Here is a 23,849-nt window from a genome sequence, read left to right as displayed (position 1 = left end):
GCCGCGATGCACCAGCATCTGAACTCGGAGCTATCGGCACGAATGGACAATCCTGACCGGCTTCTGCGGCATTTCCTCAAGATCGCCGAACTGAAATCATTGTCGAGGGCGGCCGACGCGCTTGATCTCACCCAATCTGGCCTCAGCCGTTCCCTCGCTGCACTCGAGGCCTATTTGGGCAAATCCCTGTTTTTGCGAACGGGACGCGGCGTCGAACTCACTCAGGCGGGAGAGAAGCTGCTTGAAGCGGCAATACCCGCCTACACCAGCATCGATGCCGCCTTGCAGGCGGTTCGGGACCGCGAAGGCATCAGCGAAGGGCAAGTCCGCCTCGCCGTCATCCACACCTTGAGCTATTACTTCATGGCCGACATCGTCGCCGAATTCGTCAGCAAGCACCCACGTGTGAACCTGTCGCTGCTGGGACGAAGTTCGTCGGAAGTTGTCGCGCTCGTCGAGGGCGGCAAGGCGGACCTCGGCTTCCTTTACGACTCGGCGGTCGATACCGATACCGTTGCGTCGACTCCGCTCTTCGAAGACGAGATGTGCATCATCGCGTCGGCGGATGAAGCTCTCCCGGATGAACTCGACCTGACCAAGAAACGATTTCGGTTCGTCGCGTTCCCTGCCCATTACGCGCTTGGAAAAATGCTCCAGACCAGCGGTCTTGGGCCCGAAATCGTCGCCGAGGCGGAGACCGTCGATGCCATGCTGCGGCTCATCTCGTCGCGCGTCGGCATCTGCGTCTTGCCCGAACGAATTCCGGACCGACTGATTGCCGACTATCGCCTCAAGAAGAGCCGCATTATCCGACCTCGGATGAGCCGGCTTGTCGTTGCCATCGTGAGCAACAACAAAGCTCCTCCACCGCTAGTATACGATCTCATTCAGACCGCCCGGGCCAATGCCGGATGAGCCGACCTTTGCCGGACTCCACCTCATTTCTGCTATGAGCCCTGCTGCATGGCCATCACGGCATCTCGGCATCCATATTGCCTTCGGCAAAAAATAAGCGCTGAACAGTTAGGGAAGAATTAGATGACCCAGGCACTGAGGTCCAAGGAATATTTTGACGACCGCGCGACGCGTGAGATGTCTCAACACCTGAAGAAGGGAAAGCGGACCGACAAGGAGACCCTTGCATATGCCTGCAGGATCTTGGCGATGACGGGGCAGGAGGCGGGACTGGCCGGTCAGATCAGCTTCCGCTCCGAACGGCCAAACGCCTATTGGACATTGCGCTTCGGACTCGGCTTTGACGAGGCGACGCCAGACGACTTCATCGAAGTCGATCGCGATCTCAACACGCTGACGGGCGACGGCATGGCCAATCCCGCCACGCGCTTCCACCTCTGGGTCTACGACGCCCGCCCGGACGTGAACGCGCTGATCCATACCCATTCTCCATGGGCGTCGGCCTTGGCGGCGGCGAGGCAGCCTCTCGTCATTTCCCAGATGGACATGACGCCACTCCATGATGATTGTGCCTTCCTCGGCGAATGGCCGGGTGTGCCGATCGCCGACCAGGAAGGCGTCCTGATCTCGGAGGCTCTTGGAGGCAAGCGGGCGATCATCCTCGCCCATCACGGCTACCTTACTGCAGGCAAGTCGGTCGAGGAGGCCACCTATCTTTCGGTCTATCTCGAACGGGCGGCGCGCATGCAGATCAGGGCGCAGGCCTTCGGGCCGCTCACGCCGGTGGACGACGCGCTCGCGCGGGAGGCGCATGACTATCTGCTAAAGCCATCGATCGTGAACGCCACCTTCGACTATTGGTGCCGGCAGACGCACAGCGCGGTTCCCACGCCGATCGCCCGATAGTCCACAATTAACTGGCAAGAGCCAGTCGCCGATATTGTGCATGCGCCGCCCCTGCTCGAGCAGGGGCGCACAAATCCAATTGAAACAGGGAGGAACTGAGATGGGATCACGTAGTCCGTCAGGAGAGGCTGCCTTGCTACCCCGGCCAAAAAAACAATATGTGACCGCCGGCATTGCCAGCATGATTGGCACGACGATCGAATGGTACGATTTCTTCTTGTACGGCACGGCCGCCGCACTGATCTTCAACAAAATATTCTTTCCAGACTTCGATCCGTTCATGGGCACGCTGGCAGCCTTTGCCACCTATTCGGTCGGATTCTTCGCTCGGCCGTTGGGAGGCATCATCTTCGGACATTTCGGCGACCGCGTCGGACGCAAGTCGATGCTGCTCATTACCTTGATGTTGATGGGCGTGCCGACAATTCTCATCGGCCTGATCCCGTCCTATGAGACGATCGGCTATTGGGCAGCATTGCTGCTCGTTATAATGCGCTTTCTCCAGGGAGTTGCAGTTGGCGGCGAATGGGGCGGGGCTGTGCTGATGGCGGTCGAGCATGCTCCTGAGGGGAAGAAAGGGTTGTTCGGCAGCCTGCCACAGGCAGGCGTTGCGCCCGGACTGATCCTGTCTTCACTGGCGATGGGCCTTGTGGCCAAATTGCCGGAAGGAGACATGCTGGCCTGGGGCTGGCGCATACCGTTCCTCGCCAGCGTCGTCCTGCTCGGCGTCGGCTGGTTCATCCGCATGAAGATCGCCGAATCTCCCGATTTCGAACGGATGGAAACCAAGGAAGAGAAGTAGACGTTCCCTTCTTCGAAGTTTGCCGCAACTATCCGCGGGAAGTGCTAACGGTGGTCGGTGGCCGGCTTGCCGAAGTTACCTGGTTCTACACGGTGACGAGTTTTGCTCTCGCCTATGCAACGACCGCCCTCGCCATCCCTCGCAAGGTCATCCTTGACGCGACGATCTGGGGTGCAGCCGTAGCGTTCTTCGTCATGCCCCTCGCCGGGATGATGGGAGACAGAATAGGTCACAAGCGAATGTTCATGGCAGGAGCTGCAGCAATTCTGATCGCTGCTCCTGCATTTTTCGGTCTGTTGGCCACCAAAGAGGCATTCTGGATCAACATGGCGATGATCCTTGCCACTGGACTGGTCTACTCCTGCTTGTACGGGCCCGAAGGGTCGCTGTTCTCAAGCCAGTTTTCGCCTGCGGTACGCTATAGCGGCATCTCTCTTGCCGTGCAGGTGTCGGGCGCAATCGGCGGCGGTTTGGCCCCGATCATAGCCACATGGCTGCTGTCGCTGAATGACGGCGATCCGCGATACGTTATCTGGTATCTTGTGGGACTCTCCATCGTCGCCTTCATCAGCGCGTGGCGGATGCATAACGCGGAGCACTTCACTGTACCGCGGCCAGCCAAGAGGGGCAATGAACCGTCGACCGCTCCCGCAGGTGCCTCATGACGGCGATTGACTATTACTTCTGGCTAAATTCCGATTGGGCCTATCTCGGGGCGGATCGCCTCGTAAAGATCGCTTCCGACCACGGCGTGCGGATCAACTGGATGCCCGTCGACCTTCCTGACGTCTATCGACGCACGGGAGGCGTGCTCCTCAGCGAGCGCGCACCCGAGCGCCAGGCCTACCGGGTGGTCGAACTGAGGCGATGGTGCAGGAGACTCGGGCTCGAAGTGAACCCGAGCCCACGATACATGTGCCCCGATGCGGACCTGGCATCGCACATATTTATCGCCGCAAACAGGATGGGGCTTTGCGTTCATCCGATCCACCAAGCGATCCTGCGCGCCGAATGGTGCGAGGATCGGGACATCTCGGATCCGGACGAGTTGGATGCAATCTTGCGCGGCATGGGTGCGTATTTCACTGAACACGGACAGTGATTTCATTAAATCGCGTGTTGCGATTTCACTAAAGTGCGGACAGTTTTTGGCGTCTCGTTTTCAGGCCTGTCCTTTGATCATTGTCAGTTGTTTTCGTGATTGAAGCCTGGCGCGGCGTCAATGCCGGATTTTGCCTTTCGCATGCTATCCCCCTCTAAATTGATGCGATGAGCATTGTGGACGACGCGGTCCAATATCGCATCGGCGACCGTCGCATCCCCAATCAGGTCGTGCCAGGTATTCACAGGAACTTGAGCGGTGATGAGTGTCGACCTTCGTTGGTATCGCTCTTCGATGATTTCAAAGAGATGGAAACGCTGCTGATCGTTGAGCGTGTGGGTGGCGAAGTGGTCAAGTATCAGCAACTGGACCTTCATCAGACGGTTCATGAGCCTTGGATAGCGACCGTCCAGCTTGGCCATGGCGAGGTCTTCGAAGAGACGGGGCGCACGAACATAGAGAACCGTGTGGTCGTGTCGGGCAGCCTGACGTCCCAGCGCACAGGCCAGCCACGACTTGCCAGTGCCAGTCTTCCCTGTAACGATCAAATTCTCATGGTTCTTAAGCCATTGTCCCTGCGCCAGCGCCATTGTCGCCCGTCGGTCGAGATTACGGGCCGCATGGAAGTCGATATCTTCAACACTGGCTTCCGGAAAGCGCAGCTTTGCCGCCACCAGACGCGCCGTCAGCCGTTTATCGGCGCGCACGGCGATCTCCCGGTCGAGCATGAGGCCCAGCCACTCTTCCTTCTCCATCGCCCGGGCTTCGGGTTGCTCCGCCAATTCTCGCCAGGCGGCTGCCATGCCTGACAAACCGAGCGTGTACATGTGGTCAAGCGTTGGATTGGTCAACATTGTCATTCCTTCTTTCTGTGGGTTGGCGATGCTGACAGACTTCGTTTCGTGCTGTCAGCTCGATCGATGAAGCCTGAGGCCCCTGGGGCGAGAAGCTTTCCACATTGCGTAGCGCCTCAGGGGCTTCAGGCAGGACGCCAGCGTTATTGCCAGCGATTTCAATGGTAATAGCCGCGACCGCGAATGTTGGAATGAGTGGGCAGCGGCTTGCCGGTTTCCATGACCGTGCCCGCCCGGTCGAGCCCGGACTGAAGAATGGAACGAACCGACGTATACGTCAGCGCATTGATGACAAGCGCCCGCTCGCAGGCGGCATCAAGGCGGTCGTGTTCATAGCGTCGGGCAAGGGAGAGGATGCCAAGCGCTGCGCGATATCCCTGTTCCGGATGTGGTTTGTCGCGGATGACCCGTTCGACAAAAATTCCTGTATTGGTGCTGATGCCGTTGGCCTGCCGGATCAGGCTTGCCGCGCTCATTCCGGCATGCCGCTGATGGGATTTGGGCATATGTTCTTTCACCGTGACGTGTCCGTTGCGCTCGGAACGGCGGCGATGGGACGCGACGCGCTTATGGTTGAAGAATATTTCGACCATCCGATGCGTCAGGCGCACGGTGATCATTTTGCCGATCAACTGATGCGGCACGGAATAGAAGGTCTTTGCCACCTCGACGTGGTAGTCGGGATGGACCTTGGCTGATTTCCACTCCGCATATTCGAAGTCTGTCGCCGGTAGCGGCTTTAGAGCCTCGCGCTCTATCTCTTCGAACAACTGACGGCGGGTTTTGTCGTAATGACGCATGACGCGACCATTGAGGTCTTCAAGAAGACCGGCAATGGCGATATTCAGATCCTCCAGCGAGAAGAAGGTCTGGTTGCGAAGCCGTGCCAGAATCCAGCGTTCTGCGATTAAAACCGCGCCCTCAATTTTGGCCTTGTCCCGGGGCTTTTTTACCCGCGTTGGCAAGATTGTCGTGCCGTAATGTTCACTAAAGGCTTCAAATGTCGCGGTGATCGTCGGCTCAAACCACAGGGCAACCGCGACACCTGACTTGAGATTGTCGCAGACAATGGCCTTCGTAACACCACCAAAATAGTTCAGCGCCCGTTTTTGCCCTTCGATCCAGTCCGGCAACTTCTGGCTCAGGCTGGCATAGGAGAAGGTCAGATTGGATGCCGGAAGAACGGCGACAAAAATCTGCACCTGACGGACCTCTCCGGTCTGTGGATTAACGATCGGTACCGTCTGGCCCGCATAGTCGGTCTGCATCGTCGCTCCGGCCTCATGCCGGTTGCGATAGGTTGCAGATGTCTTGCGTTCAAAAGCTGCAAACCGGGTCGCAAACCACGTAAAGCCGTAACCGTTCGGATGAACTGCGCGATATTCCTGCCATAACAGCGTCAGCGTCACACCCTTGCGCTTCAATTCTCGCGCAACGTAGGCAAAATCTGGAGCCTGCGTGTCCCGAGGTGGCCGACCCGTTCGTTTGAACACCACTTTCTCGAGATGCGCGTCATCGTCATAGGCCACAGGCAAAGGCCAGCTGCAGAGACCCGCTTCACGGGCCCTGTACAAATAGGTGGAAACAGTGGTCTTCCCCATTCGAAGACGTTCTGAAACCTCTCGAACAGATAAGCCCTGTTCAAAGGTCAATCGCAAAATAGATCGAATATCCCTCATCGTAATGCGTCTCGCTTGCTTCCGCTTCGGCATGGCCTCTCCTGACTAAAATCAAGAAGAAATCACGCTCAAACGGCGCCCGCAAAACTTGCGCCAAAACTGTCCGCACATTTGTGAAAACGCTGTCCGCGACTTAGTGAAATCCGCGATCGCTCTTTACTGAAAAACCTGTCCCGTAATTAGTGAAACACGCACTGTGCCGGAAGGAAGTGCGAACGCTGTCACAAACACTGACACTACGCTATGATAAAGTGCTGTTCATCCTGGAACCGAGCGAAGTTGCAAAGCGGCTTGCGCGGCAGAAGGTCATTGTCTGCGACTATCCCGATGGACGTCTGGAGATCATGCACGGTACGGACACCCTGCCCTATACAACATTCGACAAGCTTCGTTCCATTCATCGCTCACCTGTTGTCGAGAACAAACGGCTGGATGACATGCTGTCGATCGTCGCTGAGATGCAGGCGGGACGGGAGCAGCAACGCAGCAAAAGCGGTCCGCGTCGTACCGGTCAGGCCAACCATATGTTTGGTATACCTGACGGCAGTGTCGGGAACGGGTATCAGAAGCGAGAGCGTAAATCGCGCACAGCTTACATGAACGACCCCGCCGTCATTGCCCGGCGAGAACAAGCTTTATTGAGACAGCCAGCGCCGGAATAGAGGGCGTCAATGGACGCCGATATCACTTTGCGTATCTGACTCCAATTGCAGGCAAGCTGTCCAGAGCGGTGTTTTGTGGAAGGTTCCGTCGTCAAGCAAGTTGAGCCCTTCTCTTGCCTCAAAAAGCAGGCCGAGCCAGCATAAGCGTCGCAGGACATCGTATTGAAGCTCGAATTTCAGGTCCCAGGCATCGACGGTTATTTCAGTGTCGGACAGATGAGCGGTATCCGGATAGAGTATTTTTACAATGTCCATCGCATTACACCCTTCTCTGGTCTTGATATTGAGAAGATTGAGATACATACGCCACCAACGTAATCGTGTCTGAATCGCCTCTTTACGTTCGGTGGCATGAATATACGAATAGAGATAATCGGTGGCGATCAGATCGAAGAAGGCTTGCGGACTTACCAGAAACTCCAGGCCACGTTTGGTTGGCAGCAGTACATTTTTCCTACGGCGAAGAAGCTTCAGATAACGGGTCAGGTCGTGCACGACACAAAGCGGTGGCATGTCGTTTTCATTGAGCACCTTGTGCATGCTGTAGAGGTCTTTGGCTGTGAACCTAGGCCAGAGGAAGTTCTCAGCAGCCCAGTGTACGAATTTGCGGTTCATCGCGCCGGTTGCCGTTAATCCGATGCCGCCCTCGCGCTGCGCGTAGGCGATTGCAAGTAGCATACCGCGAAGCAGTGGTGAGAGTGCAGCGATATCGACATCACCTTGCAGGCAGATTTTTGGTAGCATTGTACGACTTGGATCCCTGTCCTGCCCGATGCAGGTGAGCCGAGTATCAACTGTTGACAGAGCAATTGCTACTGAGAAAGCTAAAGCCGGAGAGGTGGATATTCACCCGCCCCCATTCCTCGTTTGCAACCCCGACCAGCCTCTCGGAATGGGGGCTGAACGTCAGCACCTGTCGCATCTGTAATCTGCTGGGAACGTCGCAACTTTAACTTGCTAAAACATCGTTTGTAAGCTGGTGGGTTCTAGCTTGAAGTGCGACTTGCAAGCGATAACAATGAGTTATCCCAAGCAAGGAACCTGTCATGCAAAGGACCTACTCGCATATTGACTTGGATGAGCGGCGCAAGATCGCGCGCTGGCGTATGGAAAATATTTCTGTCGAAACTATCGCCGAGAAACTTGGCCGTCACCGTTCAACCATTTTCCGTGAGCTCAAGCGCAATCGGTTTAACGATGATGAGATCAAGGATCTGACCGGTTATTACTGCACGGTTGCGGATCAGAAAGCGCGTGAGCGGCGATCGCGGCAACGCAAGCTCATTCGTTTTGCTCATTTGCGTCAATCGGTTGTCGACCGCATAAGCCATGGGTGGTCACCACAACAGATTGCCGGCAGAATGCGGTTGGAACGTCACCCCATTTCTGTCAGCCATGAAACGATCTATCAGTTTGTCTATTCTGCCGAGGGTCGGAAAGATGGGCTTTGGAAGCATCTGCCCGAGCGCCGTACCAAACGACGGCCACGACATGCAAGACGACGTCATGGACGCCGTTTTTCGCCGGAACTGAGCATCCTGCACCGTCCAGACGTAGTGGCCAAACGCAAACAGTTTGGGCATTGGGAATGTGATTTGATCCAGTTTCGCAAGAAGTTCGGCAAGGCCAATGTAACGTCTCTGGTCGAACGGGTCAGCCGCTTTACCGTCCTGTTGCGCAACAATGATCGTCAGTCCCGTGCTGTCATGAATGGACTGATTACCGTGCTGCAACCCCTTCCCCGTATTGCACGCCGGTCGATCACCTTTGATCGGGGCACCGAGTTCACGGAATGGGCCTATCTGCAGGCCGGTATCGGATCGCAAACATGGTTTTGCGACCCACAATCACCCTGGCAAAAAGGCACTGTCGAAAACACCAACAGACGCACCAGACGCTGGCTTCCAAGAGACATCGATCCGCTGGCAATAACTGACCGGGATCTGACATTCATTTGCAGTCGCCTCAACAATACGCCGCGCAAATGTCTGGGTTACAAAACACCGGCAGAGATCTTCCGTCAGAAACTTGTCGCAAACAGACATTGATATGAATAAACTCTAACTCTAAAAGTCGCGGTTCAGCATGAACTCACAGCTAGAGAGTCGCCGAAGGTTCCACAGATCCGATTCTGATCCCAACCAAGTTCATTGTTTTTAGAGGGAAGAAAGGGCTCTGCCCTCTCTCCCCACAAGCATCGCCTCGACCTTTCGATGCAGCAAGTCGGTCGCACCATTTCAGGTGCAACCGCGTTGCGCACCATCAGGCAGGGCGGGCTTTGCCCGCTCTTCGCCGCTGCTTGCCCCCTCTCTCCCGGTCTCACTTGCGACGCCGCAGGTGCAGGAGCGGGGCTCCTGCCCCATGGGCAAGAGCAAGACCGCTTCGCGGGAAAAGGGAAGATGGAGATCGAAATGGTAAAAAGTGGCGAGGAAATGCCTGTCAGACTCGTCGTTGTGACGGATGCTCACATGCAGGCTTTTGGTAAGAGAACGGGTCAGCGGGTCGTTGGCGAGAACTCGGATGACCTTTTCGATGCCGATCACGCAAAACGGCTTCTGGAACTGGCGGCCGCCGAGACGAATGCGCGACGCGTGGTAATAGACTACAGACCGGGAAATGTCGCTGACGCTATCGATAAGCTGGTCTATATCGCGGCTTTTCTGATTTCTGGTCGATCGAAACTGGCAAAGGACGAGATGAGAAAGGTGCTGAGGAGTGTCGAGAATTTGGACTGAGATGGGCAAGAAGCCCGCTCAATTGCGGGCTTTGCCAGATTATATTTTGACCTTCAATGAGAAGGTCAATGCAGAAACGATATCATCATCGAAGTCATAGGACGCATCCAGATAAGGACGGCCTGTTGCAGGGTTGACGACCTCATTCGAGACTTCACCGCCGGTAAGCACTCCTATCAATCCACCAAATCGAAGCTCAACGCGTTCATTTGGCGTGTAAGATGCTCCACCAGCCAGCGTCCAGGTATCGGTCTGGCTGCCAATCGTTGTCGACGTACCGCGATCCCAAGAGATCTGCACTGCGCCGGTCCACTGATCGCTGAATTTATGGCCAACACCTGCCGTTACAGTCCACCCGTCGCGATAGAGTAGATCCAGCGACGTTGCTCGTACGCCCTTATAATAGAATGGAATATCCTGCAGAACGCTCCAGTCGGTCCACTTTAACGACCCGAAGGCAAGCCAATCCGGCGCAATTCCCGACTGCATTTTCAATTCAAGGGATTGTGGCAGCTTGGCGGATCCGTTTACATCCCATGATCCGCCTGCGAGCGGATTTCCGCCAGCGCCAGGCGGGAGACCTGTGAGATCGAGCTTACCGGTGATCTCATCAAGTTTAACCTCGGAATTATAAACCAAGCTGGCACGAAATGCGTATTCCGGAATCTCGTAGGCGACACCACTGCGCCATCCCCATCCGTCTGCTTCCAGCGTTAATCGACCGAGACCGTTCCAGCCAAACGGGTTAGCCGGGATAGGCGCGACCAGCTGTTCTTTGAAGCCGTCCATGGATTGGTAAAACACACCACCGATGAGCCGAATCTGGCCCTTCTCGCTGACGTCGAATTTATAAGAACAGGTTCCGGAATAGCCATCGCTATTCATTTTGGTTTCGGTGTTGTCGTTGGCGCCAGCCCAGTTTCGACCGGGATTTGTATGTGCGCCCCATGGCTGCGAATAGTCGAGAAGGCAATCAAGGGAATCGGTGATACCGACCTTGAGACCGATCCGCGGAACCCAATAAGCCTCAGATTCCTTAACACCGTCGGTTCGTCCCCCACCGACTGGTCCGTCCCACGGACTGCTATCTCTGACGTTATTTAGTTTCCTGTTTGGCATGACATAGATGGAGGTCGCCTCCGTGGCGAAGCGATCCGGATTAAACAGAAGGTCGATGTTATAGCCGCCACGTTCCAGTCCGCCGGCAGAAACCTGACCTGCCATTCCCAATACAACGCAGCTCGTACAAAGCAGGGCCTTCAAAGGCAGTTTGACCATTAATTCCCCTCCGAGATGGTGAAATTGATCCCCTTGATTAGGGCCAGCCCCCTGCCCTTGATGATGAATATTTACAAAGGTTAGGTCATGTCCGGCGATCTGATTTGCCAGACTGCGACAAAAACCGTTTTAGATTAATTCCGGCGAAAATTATGTACGGCGGAATTGCCAGTGAATAGTGACCACAGTTTAATTGCAGAACATCGGGGTTTACGCCAGCATTATTCAGACTTTCCAACAGAGCAATTGACACTTCTGGCAATACAACCTTGTCTCGCTTTCCCAAGACGATCTGAATATCCAGATCAGGACGGGCGAGACTGAAAGCGTAGTTCCCCAGATCAAGCGGTGCCCAAGCCCTTTGTAGATGAGTAAGGTCTATCGTGGGCTCAAAGCTCTCGCGTATGGCTCGCGTTGCTCGACCGGTCCAGACCATTTCGGCCAGACTGCCGCCTGTGAGAAACAGCGAGGCTTTCTTAACGTTGGTATCATGAGCTGCGACCAGTCCTGCGACCCATGAACCGAGGCTCATTCCGAGTACGGAGATTTCTCGATATCCTTCGCTTTTCAGCCAACGAATGAGCTTCTGTCCATCCCACACGGCCTGCCGTAGTGACTCGATCGTTCGGCCAAGATTTGCGCTTAGCATATAATCAGCGTAGTCGGCCCCCGGACGGCTCCTTTCAAAATGATACGGCATAGCAATCTCAACGACTGTGATGCCCCTTTTGGACAAGTAACCCGCTATCTGTTGGTTGCGGGATCGTGCGTTCCAATGATGAAAGATTACCAGTGCCTTGTCGCGCGAGCCGCTATCGGTGATCTTCGACCAGACCAGGTTATTTTCCTCAACGTCTGTCGAAATATCAGATGGAAATTTGAGGAAGTCCCCTGCCCGCTCAAAATCGTTGTCGTTGCCGAGTGGCGCTCTGAAGTACGATGGCGTGGCAGTTGCCTGCACCCCGAGCTTGCAGAATTCTTCGATGTTGGAAACATTCGCAGCGCCCGGAAACCCGCGTTCTGCATCAAGACTGACGATCGTTGCTTTTTTAGCATCTTCACCGCGTCGTGCCCGTTTCTCATCCCATTGATCAAGCCAACTATGAAACACTTTGATTGCTAACCTCACTCGCACGCCCGCGCCCGAAGGCCGGATCAAATAAGCAGTAAATAGCGATTAGGAGCCCGGCACACATCAGGACCGTAAAGCCGGAAAACGCGTCGATAGACAAATAGCTTGCGAAAAGCAGCGCCACAACTGCGGTCATTTTCCAGAGAGCGACTTTAAAATGACCTCCGGATCCAGCGCGGATCACACCATATAGAAAAACAAAACAGGTCGATATTGCGATGAGCAGGCTGCTATAGTGTGTCGGCATCCGATAGCTAATGCGACTGTGCACACCTGTACGGTCGAATACGATCGATGACAGGTCGCTAATCACCCATGCAACGATGCTTGGGCCATTTGACGCCAGATAAGAGCTTTGAAGCTTCATAACGGTAGCGATCAGCATACCCAAGAGTGTGCAGCGGAAAACCCACTGCATAACCCAAAACCCGGTATCGCTTAGATCGTCCACCTCCAAACGGGCCCTTGAATTTACCGCGTCACGGATTTTCCAAAAGTCATTAATGACCGAATAAAGCAGAATAAGACCGGCGAAAAAAAGATAAAACGAAAAGCTCATATAGAGGTAAGCGAGCGCCGTGAAAAAGATTGCAACAGGTATCGTTACGATTTCAGGCCGCACTATCGCGACTGTGCCCCAATCGGTCGCGTAATTACCTCCGCCTTTGATGAGAGGCATCAAACAGACGCCAATCCACTGAAAAACACCCGCAAACAACAAGCATATTAGGAACACTGCCCAGAATGAACCGGACGAAGCGTCAATAATTCGCTTCCATGCGATGTCGCTGTCCTCGATTGCGCCATCGACAAACCCCTTCCGTTTTTCGTGCTTCCACGAATTCACCAGTTCAAAAACAAAGGCCAGGAACAGCGGAAGGAAAACCATGAACACTAATGTCCAGTTCGCCGCCCAAAGGAAGCCGACCTGCTTGATGACCCCATCGGATCGGGTGAATTTAACATTGTGAATGCCTATGATGAACGAAAGAAATCCAAGGGCGGACATTCCCGCAAAAACCGAGGCAGACAGATTCAGTTGAGAACCTTCGCTCAGAAGCTTCTCAGACCATCTTGGGAGGTTCCATAGCGAGACATCCTTATCCCTTACGGAATCCGATGTTGCTATTCGAGCTGCACCCTGGTCTGGCTCCGATGGCCCAACACTTCCGGCCCTCTTCATCTCGCGTCTTTTGGCCACCAACCGGGATTGAGCGGCGTTAAGCTCCATTATCCATTCGCTTCTGGCAGCCGTGTCACCGCAGCTTAGAACTCTCGCCAGCAAACCGATGTTGGTAGTGCTTATGCCTTTCTCATTCTCCTGAAACCAGAGCTGTACAGTTCGCAGATCAACGCCGACCTGCTTGGGATCGACAAGCGTTATGGCCTCCGCAAGTAGCTCCGGCGTCCATGGGCCAGTGCGAGCGCCGTCGCTACCGAGCGAGCGACCTGCGCCCTCAGCGGCGATGCGCTTGAACAATTCCTTGAAATCGCTCCCATCGTTCGGTGGAACGAAAAAAAACTTTCCGTTTTTTATCAATCTCTTACCGGCTCAAATTTCGTTGCGTTTCGCTTGGTTTCGTATCCTAGCGTGCAAGATACCTTAATCAACGTTTTTATCATTTAAATTTTGGGATGGCTGTTTCGTCAGAAATTAGTGCAGGGAGGCAAGAAACTGAGCATCGTACAGTAAGAGGCATGCAATCGACTAATGGACATGCTTCCTGCTGCTATCAACTAGGCGTCAGTTTTGAGAATTGCACTTATGAGCTTAACCCATCTTCTGAAAATGACTTGCGGAGGCCATTATGGATGCGATTGGGAATGCGATAAGTTGGAAAAACAAAAGGGGCGGCGTTCCAGAATGTAACGCTGGCCCGACAAAACGACTGCTGGAATTATCGTCCCTGGCTGACGATCCTCGCCGGATCGTTGATTATGAGCCACAAGATTTAGATGACGCAATCGGCAAACTGGTCTATCTCGCAGCCTCTATTATCTCAGGACGGCTAACCCTCGCGAAAAACGAAGTGGCCACAGTTTTGAAGAGTGTCGAAAATATCTAACTGTGATGGAAGCCCGCTCGCGGGCTTCATTATTTGCGGTCTGTCGCAATCCATTCGCCAGATGATTGATCCTTGGCAAATCCAACCGTCCTCGCAATAGCTTGCGCTGACGGATTTTTTTTGACGTTGGTAACGCATTCGACCATGCCGTTGGCACCTTCAACAGGCCAACAATTCGCTAGTGAGACTGATAGCTTTTCAAGTTCACTTCTGTCCCACAATAGCGGATTTTTTTCTTCCAGTTTCTTCACGGCAATCAGTGCTTCAGCTTGAGTTGGTACATCGAGTTTAGCGCTCGATGCTGGCTCATCTGGAACAGGACAAAGTGTCGGGTCGGCGTTGATGGCCGCAACGATATCGGCCTTAGCAACTGCTTTTGCGTTGCTAGAAGAGTTGAAGACTACGAACCAAGTGCCGCCCGCACCGACTGCGATGCCGGCACTAGCTGCCAGTGCGAGAAGTGCATTCTGATTCATTAGAGCTCCTCAAAGTTTCAGGTTGAACCAATAGCGCCGCTTAAGACCTTGATAATCGGGAATATCAAAAAAGTAAGGGTCTTTTCGCATAGGCCGGGCAATGGAGACGACCTTTCGACAACTATTTCCTCGATCCGAATTGCCAATGTCTCGATATTGAACATCCTTGTATTGCTGAAGTTCTTTATTCTGTTCCCTGATCTTGTTGGTGCAGGTGTTGATTGTCTTTTCGCAGCGGTTGGACAGCATTGCGCCGCGATCACTCATATTGCTGGCTTCCTTGAAACCAGATGGACAATCCTCGTAAGGCTGATATCCGGGTTTGCCAGACTTTGCCTCATGGCAAATGGGCCATGAGAAACCCGGTTTTGCCATGGCCTTGATCAGTTTGGTCATGGGCGGGACGCAATAAGGTACGCCATGCCACGAAGGGTTTGAGGATGCTGCGCACAAAAGAACCTGGCAACCCCAAGATGGCGTCCCTCCCGTGTCCTGTGCAATTGCAGCGGATGGCATCACGGCGATAGTGCCAAGGCCAGCGAGTGCAAACAGAAACTGCTTCATTTCAGGTCATCCTCATATTGTAGCTGTTGAAACCAACCCGGTAGGCAACATGTCTCGGGCGTGAACGGGGGACCGTGTGATGAGATCTCCGGCCGCGTAGCTGCATAGGGCGATAAGTGTGAACGCAGAAAACCAGTAAATTCCAACTCGATAGACCAAGAGCTAATTGGGAATGTCGCGGCATACCGCTGGATAGGCAAAGACGCCGATCAAGAACGCATCGAACGACATTTGCCTTTGTTCGTGGAAAAACAGCGATACGGTGAGGAAAAGGGCAGCGATTATGCCGTGGACCCACCAGATTTTCGACGACGGGATGATAAGCAAAAACGATAGCAGGATGGCCAGCAACAAGCAGGCCATGGGATCGCGCGCGAAATTGAGCGCAATATGAGCGATCTCCGACAACTATCGGTCTGTCCTTTTTGGTTTTCTGCGCGCGTCGGCAAACGGGGGAGAGATCTCGCTTTTGCGCTCTACGAGTAGGTTGAAATCCGCGATTGGCTGACGATCGAGCGTTTTGTCGACGGCCTTGCGCCGCCACTCATTCATATCCAGAACATAAGTCGCCCACATGCCATATCGCGCCGACATGGCGGCACGCTGATAGCCTATATATTGAGGGTGGCTGAGGTAGGGTGAATCTACCCTCGCCCAACCCACGCGAAGCATTTCGAGAGCTAGGTCGCGTCCCCGTGATATGCATCTTGCTCGTGCCATGCCTTCAGCATCATAGCCGACGACAGCGCAGGAGACGGCGGACGCCCCGATCGTTCTTTTGAGCCAAGCTTTTGCAAAGGGTCCACAGGGTACAGGCGGCGGTGCTTTCGTGACGTCCCTGTTCGTCCATTTCGGATCAAGCGCCCATTGAGGCAATTCGCACGCGTCAATATCCGCAAGCCGAACTCGTTGGGCATAAGTGGGAAACCAGAGGGTCCGACCATCAATAACCGCGACACGACCCTTGAGGATTGGAAGCGGTGCCGGCTGGCTAGGTTGAACCGGTACGCTGGCAGCTGGCGCGCGTTTAATAGCATCAGCTGCGAATGCTGGTGTCGATGCGAGGGCAAATGACATTGCTACGATCAGATATTTCATTGTTGGGCATTCCTCGTCCGTTCGTTTGCCGATTTGCTCAACAGGATGGCAGGATGCTGAACGTCTTCGAATTGCCAGAGGCCTGCCCGCTTCTCACGAGCTTCCTGTTCGGCCACTGCGTATGCTGGATAGTAGGGAAGCCCGTCAGCCTTCAGCGCGGCAAAGGCATAGCCGCTCGTAATCAACACCGTCGCTAAATCGAGGCGATTTCCGCCGATTGTGGCGTAGCAAATGACATAAGAAGTATCGGCAGTTTGCGCTACGGGAGCGCACACCGGTTTGGTGTCTTTGATATAAGCGGCGAATACGGCAAGCGACGCCTCACCGCAGTCGTTCTTGTTTCCGGTCGTGTCAGTGAAAGCAGTTCCTCGAAGGCATGACTGAACACCATAGAGGCGATAGCGCTGGCCTTCTGAGACCCACGTATCGCCAGTTTCCAAAGTAACGCCCGGCTGGAGGTCGAAATATCCCTCCGGGGCTGCAAAAGCCGTCGTCGATAAAAGGACCATGCAGAGCGATAATAGGGCTGGCTTCATTGGGCCTTCACCCGCGGATCGGCCCACATACCATAGGAGCCGACTTCTCCAATCTTCTGCGCGTTCTCCAGATCGGGACGATCTAGCTTCCCGTCTTTCGATTTCGCAATGCGGAGCGCGCCAAGAGAGAGCAATTGCTCTTCGAGCATATCAACCGTGTCCAGGCTCCCGGGGTAATTGTAATAGCCGTAGCACGTCACATTTTGTTTGGGTGCGCTCTCTTCACTTACAAATGCCCGACAAAAGAGAACCTTCGGCGACTGCAACATGATCTGCAGCTGCTGCTTGGCGTAGTCAGTGCAAGAACCAGCAAAATCATCCTTGCGATTGACCATTTCGCCTTTGCAGGCTTCTAGCCCGTACAGATTCAGAAGGGTCTTATCATCAACCCGAAATTCGGTCGGTGAAGTTGCCTTATAGCCCGAGGCGGATGCAAACCCCTTCCGAGCCGTAACTTTTCCGTCTCCGTCATAATACTCAATGACAAGCACGGTCTTCCCCGGCGATGCCAGCGACTTGATGTAATCCTTGTTGATTGCAGGCGCTGCGATTGCGGCTGTTGCCAACATACAACTGCTCATTGCGATTGCGATGGTTCTCTTCATTTTCTAGCCCTTACCGTCTTGCTTATTCGTTTTCCCTGTTCATAGGGGGTTTATGATTTGCAAAAAAGCATGTATCACTTAGCCAAATCGGTATCATGCTATATGAACTTAATCGGTTTTCGCTGCAACCTCAACAGAGCATGTGAGGTCTGCGACAGGAGCTAAAGGGCTAGAATGGAGAGGCTTTCAATCAAAGCGCTACTGCTAAGCGCCACATTGTTCATCCCGTTCGGGATTGCCGCCACTTGCGCAGAAGAAAGAGGCGCAATTGCGCCTTTCGCGCAAGATGGCGACGCCGAGGCCGCAACTCACAAGGCATCCGGATCACGCTCGGATTTGACTGTAATCAACCGCCGCTGGACAAGCGAAAGCAAAGAATTTGTCGTGGGTTCTGATGGCATCGTTTCTGCGGAAGATAAAAGCGGCAACGGCACCAACACGAATAACCATATTGGCAATGTATCCAGCACCGTAATAGCAACTGGCTCTCTCGCCGATATTACCGATCCGGCTATCTCTCTTCAGGACGAATCTGCCCGTTTAGGTGATATGCGTTCTACTAAGCAGGCCGCTGTATCCACTCCCGAATGCGGCCCCTCCCCGCTAACACCAGAGGAAATCAAAACTCTGGTCGAACAGGCCGCTCGCCGACATCAAGTCGACGCTCTGTTTGCTACCGCCATCACCTGGGCAGAAAGCCAGTTCGATCGTTCCCGCAATTCAGACAAAGGCGCACGCGGGCCGATGCAGCTCATGCCGGGAACCGCTGAGCGCTTCGGCGTCCGCGACGTCTGTGATCCGGCGTCAAATATTGAAGGCGGCGTTAAGTATCTCCGGGTGCTTTTGGACGAGTTCCAAAACCCCCTGCTTGTTGCCGCTGCCTATAACGCAGGCGAAGGCCGCATCTATGAGTACGGCGGCGTTCCACCGTTCAAGGAAACCGTCGGATACGTCGCAAAGGTCGTCAATTACCAGCTTGGCGTAACCATGCCAGCGCCGAAAAAGAAGCTCGTTGCGAGCGGTCGCAGATCCTCGCCGGTCATGGCGAGCGAAACTCAATCCGGGGTCATTGCAGTCAAGAAAACCGGCACCTTCGTTGGTGGCGTGATGCATTTTTAAAGGAGAGAAGGATGATCAACGAACAGAATAAGGTTTGGCATATCAGCGCTTCAAAGCTGGCAGTCTGCCTTGGTTTGCTGGCTGCTGCGCAAATTGTCGGGGCGGATTTGGCGTTTGCACAGTCAGGTGGCGTTAATGGTGCCTTCGCGCCGGTTCAGACAGTATTTCAAGCTATCGTTGATTTCATTAGCGGCCCTATTGGTCGTCTGTTTGCGATCATCGCTGTTATGGCGCTCGGTTTCCTCGCATTTGCTGGCCGACTGTCTTGGTTTCTTGCGGGCGGTGTGATCCTCGGAATCGGTCTTGTTTTCGGTGCTCCATCAATCGTCGACGAGCTGATTAGCACGGTTGGAAACTAGCGATGGCTGAGTACGAGGATGTAAAGCCGCAGCTGACACCGTTGGTAATCGGGTTAACCCGATCTCCCACCATGTGGGGTGTCCCGTATATGGCAGTCGTCGTCGTTATCGGCATCACAATCATAGCATGGCTGGTCAGCAAGTCGTTCTGGACCCTGCTCCTGGCCCCGATCAGCTATGCGGTTCTGTTCTCCCTTTGCGCTTGGGACAACAAAATTCTCGATGTGCTTGAAGTCACCGCGCGCAAAACGCCTCGCACACGCAACAAGTCCTTCTGGGGAACAAATTCGTACGGACCTTAGCTAATGTTGAAAGTCGTCAGAGAAGAACTCGGATTTGGCAAGGTCGCTCATAATGAGCGGCCTATGGCTTCGCATATCCCATATCTGAGGCATATGTCGGATACAGTGATCGGCTTGGAAAACGGCGCACTCTTGTCGGTCATCAAACTCGACGGTCTCTTTTTCCAAACCGAAGATCAAGCCGAACTGAATATGCGCTCGAATGTTCAAAATACGATCATTCGAGCGCTTGGATCGAGCCGCTTTTCTGTCTGGTCGACAGTAATACGCAGACAGGTTGACTCCGAAATCGGCGGCGCATTCGATGATGCGTTCTGCGAACAGCTGAATAACCGCTATATGAGCCAGTTACGCCATAAGCGCATGTTCGCCAATGAAATTTATCTCTCGATCGTGCGGACTAATATGCGTGGCGCCCTCGGCCTCAGCGACATAGTAAGTCGTGCATTTACCCGTTCTGGAGGCGCTGAGGTTCGAGATCAGCAAACGCGTGAAACAGTGACCGAACTCGAAGAGCTCGTTTCCAGCATGACGCGCGAGCTGCAGAAATATGGCGCGCGCGAGCTCGGTATAACTTATCGCGATGGAGAGCCACATTCCGAACCGTGCGAGTTCATAAACACCATTCTGACCTGCGGCGTGCCACGCAAAATGCGTCTTCCCCGGATGGGAATTCGAAATTACGTCGGAACGTCACGCCTACATTTCGGTAAGCGAGCGATGCAAACGCAAGCCGCCACCGATGAGGACAATCGTTATGGCGCGATGCTCTCTATCAAAGAATATTCGCCATACACCGGTCCCGGAATGCTGGATGGACTGTTGCAGGTGAATCATGAGTTCATCCTGACACAAAGCTTCACAATTTCCGACAAACCCATTGCGCTGGAGCGTATCACCCGGCTTCAGCGCCAGATTGCCGCGTCGGATGAGTCCGGAAGTGCAGTCGAAAGCGATATCGACTTCGCGCTTAACAGCCTCATGAATCAGGAGGCTGTTTTTGGCATTCACCATTTCTCTTTGCTTTGCCTGTCTCGCGACCTTGAAGGTTTGAGCAAAGCAGTTTCCGAGCTTGGTAGCTGCCTGACCGACATGAACAACAACTGGCTGCGCGAGGATATGAACCTTGAAGCGTCCTTCTGGGCACAATTGCCCGGCAACCATAGCTATCGTGCGCGAAAGGCCATGCTGTCTTCGGCAAATTTCTCCGGCCTGTCATCGATGCACAATTTCGCGACCGGTCAATCGGACAATCTTCATTGGGGTCTGCCGATCACGATACTAGAGACCACCTCGCAAACCCCATACTGGTTCAACTTTCATCGTCGCGATATTGGTCACTTCCTTGTCACTGGCCCTACTGGCTCCGGTAAGACCGTCGCCCTGACATTCTTGCTGGCGCAGGCGATGCGCATCAGCCCTACCCCTAAAGCTGTCTTTTTTGACAAGGATAGAGGTGCCGAGATTTTCGTGCGTGCCATGGGGGGAGCTTACGAAGTTCTCTCCCCGGGAACACCGACTGGTTTCAATCCGCTTCAGCTGGAAAACACCGGCCCCAATCGTGATTTTCTGCTTCGCCTTTTGAAATCAATGTTGCGATCTAGCGATCAACGCGACTTCAGCCAGGAGGACGCAGACACGCTGGAACGGGCAATTGCCCGTATCATGGAAGAGCCGGCAGCTCAGCGCAACTTACCAAACCTTTCGGGACTCTTGGTAGGCAGATCGCGGGCAGATGCGAACGACCTGGCGTCAAGGTTGCGTCCTTGGATCGATGGCGAAAAAGCGTGGCTGTTCAATGCGCAGCACGATGTGCTGTCATTCTCCGGGCGTAGTGTCTTCGGTTTCGATATGACCAGCATCCTCGGCAACGAGGATATCCGAACCCCCGCACTGATGTACCTTTATCACCGTCTCGATGAGCTTCTGAACGGCGATCCTGTCATGTTCTTCATGGACGAAGGCTGGCAGCTGCTTATGGATGAAACGTTCAGTCATTTCATCATCGATAAGATGAAAACCATCCGTAAGCTCAACGGAATTGTAGGTTTCGGAACTCAGTCGGCAGCGGATATTGCCAAAGCAAAGGCGTCTCACACCCTTATTGAGCAATCGGCCACGAATATTCATTTCCCGAACCCGCGCGCTGACGAAGAGAGCTACATCAAACGCTTTGGCCTGACGGTTAAAGAATTCAATTTCATCAAAAACACCCCGCCTGAAAAGCGCACGTTTCTCGTCAAGCACGGGAATGACTCAGTCATTGCCCGTCTCGATCTCTCGAAAATGCCTGATCTCGTCAAAGTGCTGTCGGGTCGAAAAGAGACCGTCGAAGAATGTGCTGCGCTGCGGGAACGATATGGCGATGAGCCTGAAAACTGGTTGGCTGAATTCTGCGGATGGGAGAGGAATGATGCATAAGAAAACTGCTCTATGCATATTTTTGGCGTCAGCGACCATGCCTTTGTCAGCATTGGCTGGTGGCGTTCCTGTCATTGACGGGTCAAATTTGTCCGAAAGAACGGTTCGTGATCAAAAAACGTCCGAGATCGAGCAGACGAATAAAGACCGGTTTTCCCTCAACAAGAGCGTAACATGTGCCGTCTACCGACCAGGGCGCAAGGACGATCCCGTTGCAGCCGCCAAAGCCAATCCAGAAATTTCCGGGTTGGTCAAACGAGTGGCGCGCGAAGAGGGTGTAGACGAGAATCTGTTTCTAGGACTCGTTTATCAGGAAAGCCGCTTTAATCCATGCGCGAAATCGGGCGTGGGAGCTATCGGTTTGGCTCAGTTGATGCCTGATACCGCTAAAGAGTTGGGCGTAGATCCCCATAACATTGAACAGAACCTGCGCGGTGGTGCTCGTTATCTTAAACAGCAGCTCAAGCGTTTCAACGGCAACGCCAACCTCGCCCTTGCAGCGTACAATGCTGGCGCTGGCAACGTTAAAAAATATGGCGGCATTCCCCCGTTCAAGGAAACGCAGGGGTACGTCCGGAATATCACGCAGAAATGGACTCCGGCGTTCGGCGGATCAAAGGACCTGCCCATGAACTACGGCGGCGGCGATACAGCATATTCCGGTATGCGGGATTCGACCATCAATTCGATGGCAACGACGCAGGCAACACAGGAAAGTACCGCCAACGTCGCCTCATGGCTTCAGCAGCTCGGCGGTATCCAGTCCGGCACAATTCAAGACAGTTGGGATCACAACGCCGGCGCTCGAAATGCGAACCTCGAAATGGTCAACCAGGTGATTGTCCTCGGCAATTCAATGGCCGACCTGCTCAACAGCCGCAATGCAGTTTCAGCCAGTGGCATTTCTGGCGCATCTCAATCGTCTGCGTCCAAGAAGAAAGACGACAAGCCCCGAGAAACGACCGGCGTTTGTGATCCCCGTACCGGCCTCGAATGGAATCCGGAAGAAAAGGCTTGCGTTCAGCAGCGTGAACGCGAGGCGAACATCAAACTTAACCTCGATCCTCAATAAGGGAGATTATTATGAAACGACTGATCATTTCGGCGTCAGCGATTGCCGTAGCTTCGGCATCGTTCGCTCCCACGGCGGCTTATGCAGGTGGTGTCCCGGTCATCGATGCTGCCAATTATGAAGTGGCAAAACAAACCTCCGTCACGACTGACAAGATTCTCGGGACAAACAAGGAAATCCTGACAACGGTCGAGGAGACATTGAAGGCCGTTACCGGTGATCGCGGCGGCGATGCCAACCAGATGCAAAACCTGGCCGTCGGGAACGGCTTTAGCGTATCGTCAATGCCCTCTTTTGACAGCCTTATGTCCGGCGGGGTGCCAAATTTTGGCAGCATGGGCGGTGACATCGCCAAGGTGGCATCCACTTTCATCAACGGGCTTCAGCTCGTTAAGAACTTATCGGGGCAAGAAAATAGCAGCTTCAGCGGAGACAAGTCCTATGAACAGATGGTCAACACTGTGCTTGGTGTCGCCGCACTCGTAAATGGTTCGCAACAGGCGGTAACGACGCGCCAAAGCGCTTTTGAACAGGCCGGGCAGAGTATCGGTCAGGCAAAGGACCTTAAAGGTTCCATCGACCAGAACACGCAGCTGCAAGTCCAAGCAGGGCTGACCATCAATGAACTGATCGGCGTCATGAACGGTGCCGTGTCGTCGTTGCAGACTGATAATCAGCGCCGCCTCACCGACATTTCCAATTCCAAGAAGGTGTTGACGTACAGTGCAAACTAATATCGCAAACATCTTCCTGAAGTTCTTTATCCTCACCGCCATCGCAGCCGGTGTTGCCGGCTGCGGAACGGTCAAGGAAAAGGACTGCTCCGTGCAAACGTCCAGCAAATCTCACGTCTTTTGCCGAAGACATTCGGCACGACTGCGGACCTATGGCCTTTATCAATGGCGATCCAGCGACCGCCATTGCTGCAATCAATTCGATAGCGTCGGAATAGTCGGGGGCCGCTATGCATGATTTCTTGAGCGATCTTTTGGAGAGAATTGATAAGTCCGGCGAGAATTTTTCTTCGCAGGCTTACAATATTTATCGGCTCTGAAATCACGCCGCTGCTCAAGGTGATGTTCGTCGCCTATGTTGGATATTACGGTATCCAAGTAATAATGGGGACTTTCGCCGTATCAGCGTGGCCGAAATTGTTTACTCGCGTA

At 53.9% G+C, this 23,849-nt stretch carries 26 protein-coding genes and 2 pseudogenes; 16 read left to right on the top strand and 12 right to left on the bottom strand.

Features of this window, described 5'->3' with window-relative positions:
• The first annotated feature begins 42 nt into the window (after positions 1–42).
• The 5 genes from CQZ93_RS24975 to CQZ93_RS24960 all read left to right on the top strand — a co-directional run bounded on the left by CQZ93_RS24975 (position 43) and on the right by CQZ93_RS24960 (position 3,725).
• On the top strand, positions 43–915 hold the full coding sequence (locus CQZ93_RS24975) for a LysR family transcriptional regulator (RefSeq protein WP_105545327.1): 873 nt from the start codon (positions 43–45) through the stop codon (positions 913–915).
• Between the two features lie 123 nt (positions 916–1,038).
• Complete coding sequence (locus CQZ93_RS24970; protein ID WP_105545326.1) at positions 1,039–1,821, top strand: aldolase; 783 nt, start codon at positions 1,039–1,041, stop codon at positions 1,819–1,821.
• A gap of 100 nt (positions 1,822–1,921) precedes the next feature.
• Positions 1,922–2,623 carry an MFS transporter gene (locus CQZ93_RS27125; RefSeq protein ID WP_286154300.1) on the top strand — a complete coding sequence of 234 codons (702 nt, stop codon included), beginning with the start codon at positions 1,922–1,924 and terminating at the stop codon, positions 2,621–2,623.
• A 50-nt stretch (positions 2,624–2,673) separates the two neighbouring features.
• Positions 2,674–3,288 (top strand): MFS transporter, encoded by a 615-nt coding sequence (locus CQZ93_RS27120; RefSeq protein WP_286154299.1) that lies wholly within the window; start codon positions 2,674–2,676, stop codon positions 3,286–3,288.
• Positions 3,285–3,725: a 2-hydroxychromene-2-carboxylate isomerase gene (locus tag CQZ93_RS24960; RefSeq protein ID WP_105545325.1), complete on the top strand. Its 441-nt coding sequence runs from the start codon at positions 3,285–3,287 to the stop codon at positions 3,723–3,725. Before CQZ93_RS27120 ends, CQZ93_RS24960 begins: the two co-directional genes overlap by 4 nt.
• A gap of 83 nt (positions 3,726–3,808) precedes the next feature.
• Here CQZ93_RS24960 and istB read toward each other — a convergent pair whose 3' ends face one another.
• Together istB and istA are read right to left on the bottom strand one after the other, a co-directional pair.
• On the bottom strand, positions 3,809–4,579 hold the full coding sequence (gene istB / locus CQZ93_RS24955) for an IS21-like element helper ATPase IstB (RefSeq protein ID WP_105545324.1): 771 nt from the start codon (positions 4,577–4,579) through the stop codon (positions 3,809–3,811).
• A gap of 158 nt (positions 4,580–4,737) precedes the next feature.
• Positions 4,738–6,291 (bottom strand): IS21 family transposase, encoded by a 1,554-nt coding sequence (istA, locus tag CQZ93_RS24950; protein ID WP_105545323.1) that lies wholly within the window; start codon positions 6,289–6,291, stop codon positions 4,738–4,740.
• A gap of 158 nt (positions 6,292–6,449) precedes the next feature.
• Between istA and CQZ93_RS24945 the strand changes: the two are divergent.
• Positions 6,450–6,920 (top strand): annotated as a pseudogene (locus CQZ93_RS24945) (ISNCY family transposase); the annotation flags it as partial.
• A 6-nt stretch (positions 6,921–6,926) separates the two neighbouring features.
• On the opposite strand, the gene CQZ93_RS24940 reads toward CQZ93_RS24945, so the two are convergent.
• Entirely contained in the window at positions 6,927–7,664 is a 738-nt protein-coding gene (locus tag CQZ93_RS24940) for a hypothetical protein (protein WP_105545322.1), read from the bottom strand.
• A gap of 302 nt (positions 7,665–7,966) precedes the next feature.
• Here CQZ93_RS24940 and CQZ93_RS24935 point away from each other — a divergent pair, with 302 nt between their 5' ends.
• Both CQZ93_RS24935 and CQZ93_RS26750 read left to right on the top strand, forming a co-directional pair.
• The gene (locus CQZ93_RS24935; protein WP_105545321.1) at positions 7,967–8,968 is read left to right on the top strand and encodes an IS30 family transposase; all 1,002 of its coding nucleotides are present in this window, start codon (positions 7,967–7,969) and stop codon (positions 8,966–8,968) included.
• A 165-nt stretch (positions 8,969–9,133) separates the two neighbouring features.
• Positions 9,134–9,655, top strand: coding sequence for a hypothetical protein (locus CQZ93_RS26750; RefSeq protein WP_181153524.1), 522 nt, complete (start codon positions 9,134–9,136; stop codon positions 9,653–9,655).
• 39 nt (positions 9,656–9,694) lie between these two features.
• On the opposite strand, the gene CQZ93_RS24925 is transcribed toward CQZ93_RS26750, so the two are convergent.
• The 3 genes from CQZ93_RS24925 to CQZ93_RS24915 all read right to left on the bottom strand — a co-directional run bounded on the left by CQZ93_RS24925 (position 9,695) and on the right by CQZ93_RS24915 (position 13,605).
• Complete coding sequence (locus CQZ93_RS24925) at positions 9,695–10,933, bottom strand: OmpP1/FadL family transporter (protein WP_105545319.1); 1,239 nt, start codon at positions 10,931–10,933, stop codon at positions 9,695–9,697.
• Between the two features lie 85 nt (positions 10,934–11,018).
• A complete protein-coding gene (locus CQZ93_RS24920) occupies positions 11,019–12,044 on the bottom strand; it encodes an RcgR family putative quorum lactone hydrolase (protein WP_105545318.1) in 1,026 nt (341 codons plus the stop codon).
• A complete protein-coding gene (locus CQZ93_RS24915) occupies positions 12,034–13,605 on the bottom strand; it encodes an RcgA family putative transporter (RefSeq protein WP_105545317.1) in 1,572 nt (523 codons plus the stop codon). Before CQZ93_RS24915 ends, CQZ93_RS24920 begins: the two co-directional genes overlap by 11 nt.
• Before the next feature lie 268 nt (positions 13,606–13,873).
• Here CQZ93_RS24915 and CQZ93_RS24910 point away from each other — a divergent pair, with 268 nt between their 5' ends.
• Entirely contained in the window at positions 13,874–14,131 is a 258-nt protein-coding gene (locus CQZ93_RS24910) for a hypothetical protein (RefSeq protein WP_105545316.1), read from the top strand.
• A gap of 29 nt (positions 14,132–14,160) precedes the next feature.
• On the opposite strand, the gene CQZ93_RS24905 is transcribed toward CQZ93_RS24910, so the two are convergent.
• From CQZ93_RS24905 to CQZ93_RS24880, 6 genes are all read right to left on the bottom strand, one after another.
• On the bottom strand, positions 14,161–14,607 hold the full coding sequence (locus tag CQZ93_RS24905) for a hypothetical protein (protein ID WP_105545315.1): 447 nt from the start codon (positions 14,605–14,607) through the stop codon (positions 14,161–14,163).
• Between the two features lie 9 nt (positions 14,608–14,616).
• Complete coding sequence (locus CQZ93_RS24900; RefSeq protein WP_105545314.1) at positions 14,617–15,171, bottom strand: hypothetical protein; 555 nt, start codon at positions 15,169–15,171, stop codon at positions 14,617–14,619.
• 162 nt (positions 15,172–15,333) lie between these two features.
• Complete coding sequence (locus CQZ93_RS27115) at positions 15,334–15,579, bottom strand: hypothetical protein (RefSeq protein WP_286154298.1); 246 nt, start codon at positions 15,577–15,579, stop codon at positions 15,334–15,336.
• Positions 15,580–16,269, bottom strand: coding sequence for a thermonuclease family protein (locus CQZ93_RS24890; RefSeq protein ID WP_105545313.1), 690 nt, complete (start codon positions 16,267–16,269; stop codon positions 15,580–15,582). It lies immediately after the preceding gene.
• Positions 16,266–16,805, bottom strand: coding sequence for a thermonuclease family protein (locus CQZ93_RS24885; protein WP_105545312.1), 540 nt, complete (start codon positions 16,803–16,805; stop codon positions 16,266–16,268). Before CQZ93_RS24885 ends, CQZ93_RS24890 begins: the two co-directional genes overlap by 4 nt.
• Positions 16,802–17,410 carry a hypothetical protein gene (locus tag CQZ93_RS24880; RefSeq protein ID WP_105545311.1) on the bottom strand — a complete coding sequence of 203 codons (609 nt, stop codon included), beginning with the start codon at positions 17,408–17,410 and terminating at the stop codon, positions 16,802–16,804. Before CQZ93_RS24880 ends, CQZ93_RS24885 begins: the two co-directional genes overlap by 4 nt.
• A gap of 216 nt (positions 17,411–17,626) precedes the next feature.
• On the opposite strand from CQZ93_RS24880, the gene CQZ93_RS24875 reads away from it, so the two are divergent.
• The 7 genes and pseudogenes from CQZ93_RS24875 (at position 17,627) to CQZ93_RS27110 (ending at position 23,635) form a co-directional block, all read left to right on the top strand.
• Positions 17,627–18,529, top strand: a complete 903-nt coding sequence (locus CQZ93_RS24875) for a lytic transglycosylase domain-containing protein (protein ID WP_286154297.1) — start codon at positions 17,627–17,629, stop codon at positions 18,527–18,529.
• Positions 18,530–18,540: 11 nt separating this feature from the next.
• Complete coding sequence (locus CQZ93_RS24870; RefSeq protein WP_105545309.1) at positions 18,541–18,888, top strand: TrbC/VirB2 family type IV secretion system protein; 348 nt, start codon at positions 18,541–18,543, stop codon at positions 18,886–18,888.
• A 2-nt stretch (positions 18,889–18,890) separates the two neighbouring features.
• A complete protein-coding gene (locus CQZ93_RS24865) occupies positions 18,891–19,190 on the top strand; it encodes a VirB3 family type IV secretion system protein (protein ID WP_094544258.1) in 300 nt (99 codons plus the stop codon).
• Between the two features lie 3 nt (positions 19,191–19,193).
• Positions 19,194–21,611: a VirB4 family type IV secretion/conjugal transfer ATPase gene (locus CQZ93_RS24860; RefSeq protein WP_105545308.1), complete on the top strand. Its 2,418-nt coding sequence runs from the start codon at positions 19,194–19,196 to the stop codon at positions 21,609–21,611.
• Positions 21,604–22,683, top strand: a complete 1,080-nt coding sequence (locus tag CQZ93_RS24855) for a lytic transglycosylase domain-containing protein (RefSeq protein ID WP_422616118.1) — start codon at positions 21,604–21,606, stop codon at positions 22,681–22,683. Before CQZ93_RS24860 ends, CQZ93_RS24855 begins: the two co-directional genes overlap by 8 nt.
• A gap of 11 nt (positions 22,684–22,694) precedes the next feature.
• Positions 22,695–23,417 carry a type IV secretion system protein gene (locus CQZ93_RS24850; RefSeq protein ID WP_105545306.1) on the top strand — a complete coding sequence of 241 codons (723 nt, stop codon included), beginning with the start codon at positions 22,695–22,697 and terminating at the stop codon, positions 23,415–23,417.
• A gap of 1 nt (position 23,418) precedes the next feature.
• A pseudogene (locus CQZ93_RS27110) lies at positions 23,419–23,635 on the top strand (hypothetical protein).
• Positions 23,636–23,849 lie beyond the last annotated feature (214 nt).

This window comes from Ochrobactrum vermis, assembly GCF_002975205.1.
In the GTDB taxonomy this organism is placed as follows: Bacteria; Pseudomonadota; Alphaproteobacteria; order Rhizobiales; family Rhizobiaceae; genus Brucella; species Brucella vermis.
This window is presented reverse-complemented; position numbering and strand designations above follow the sequence as displayed.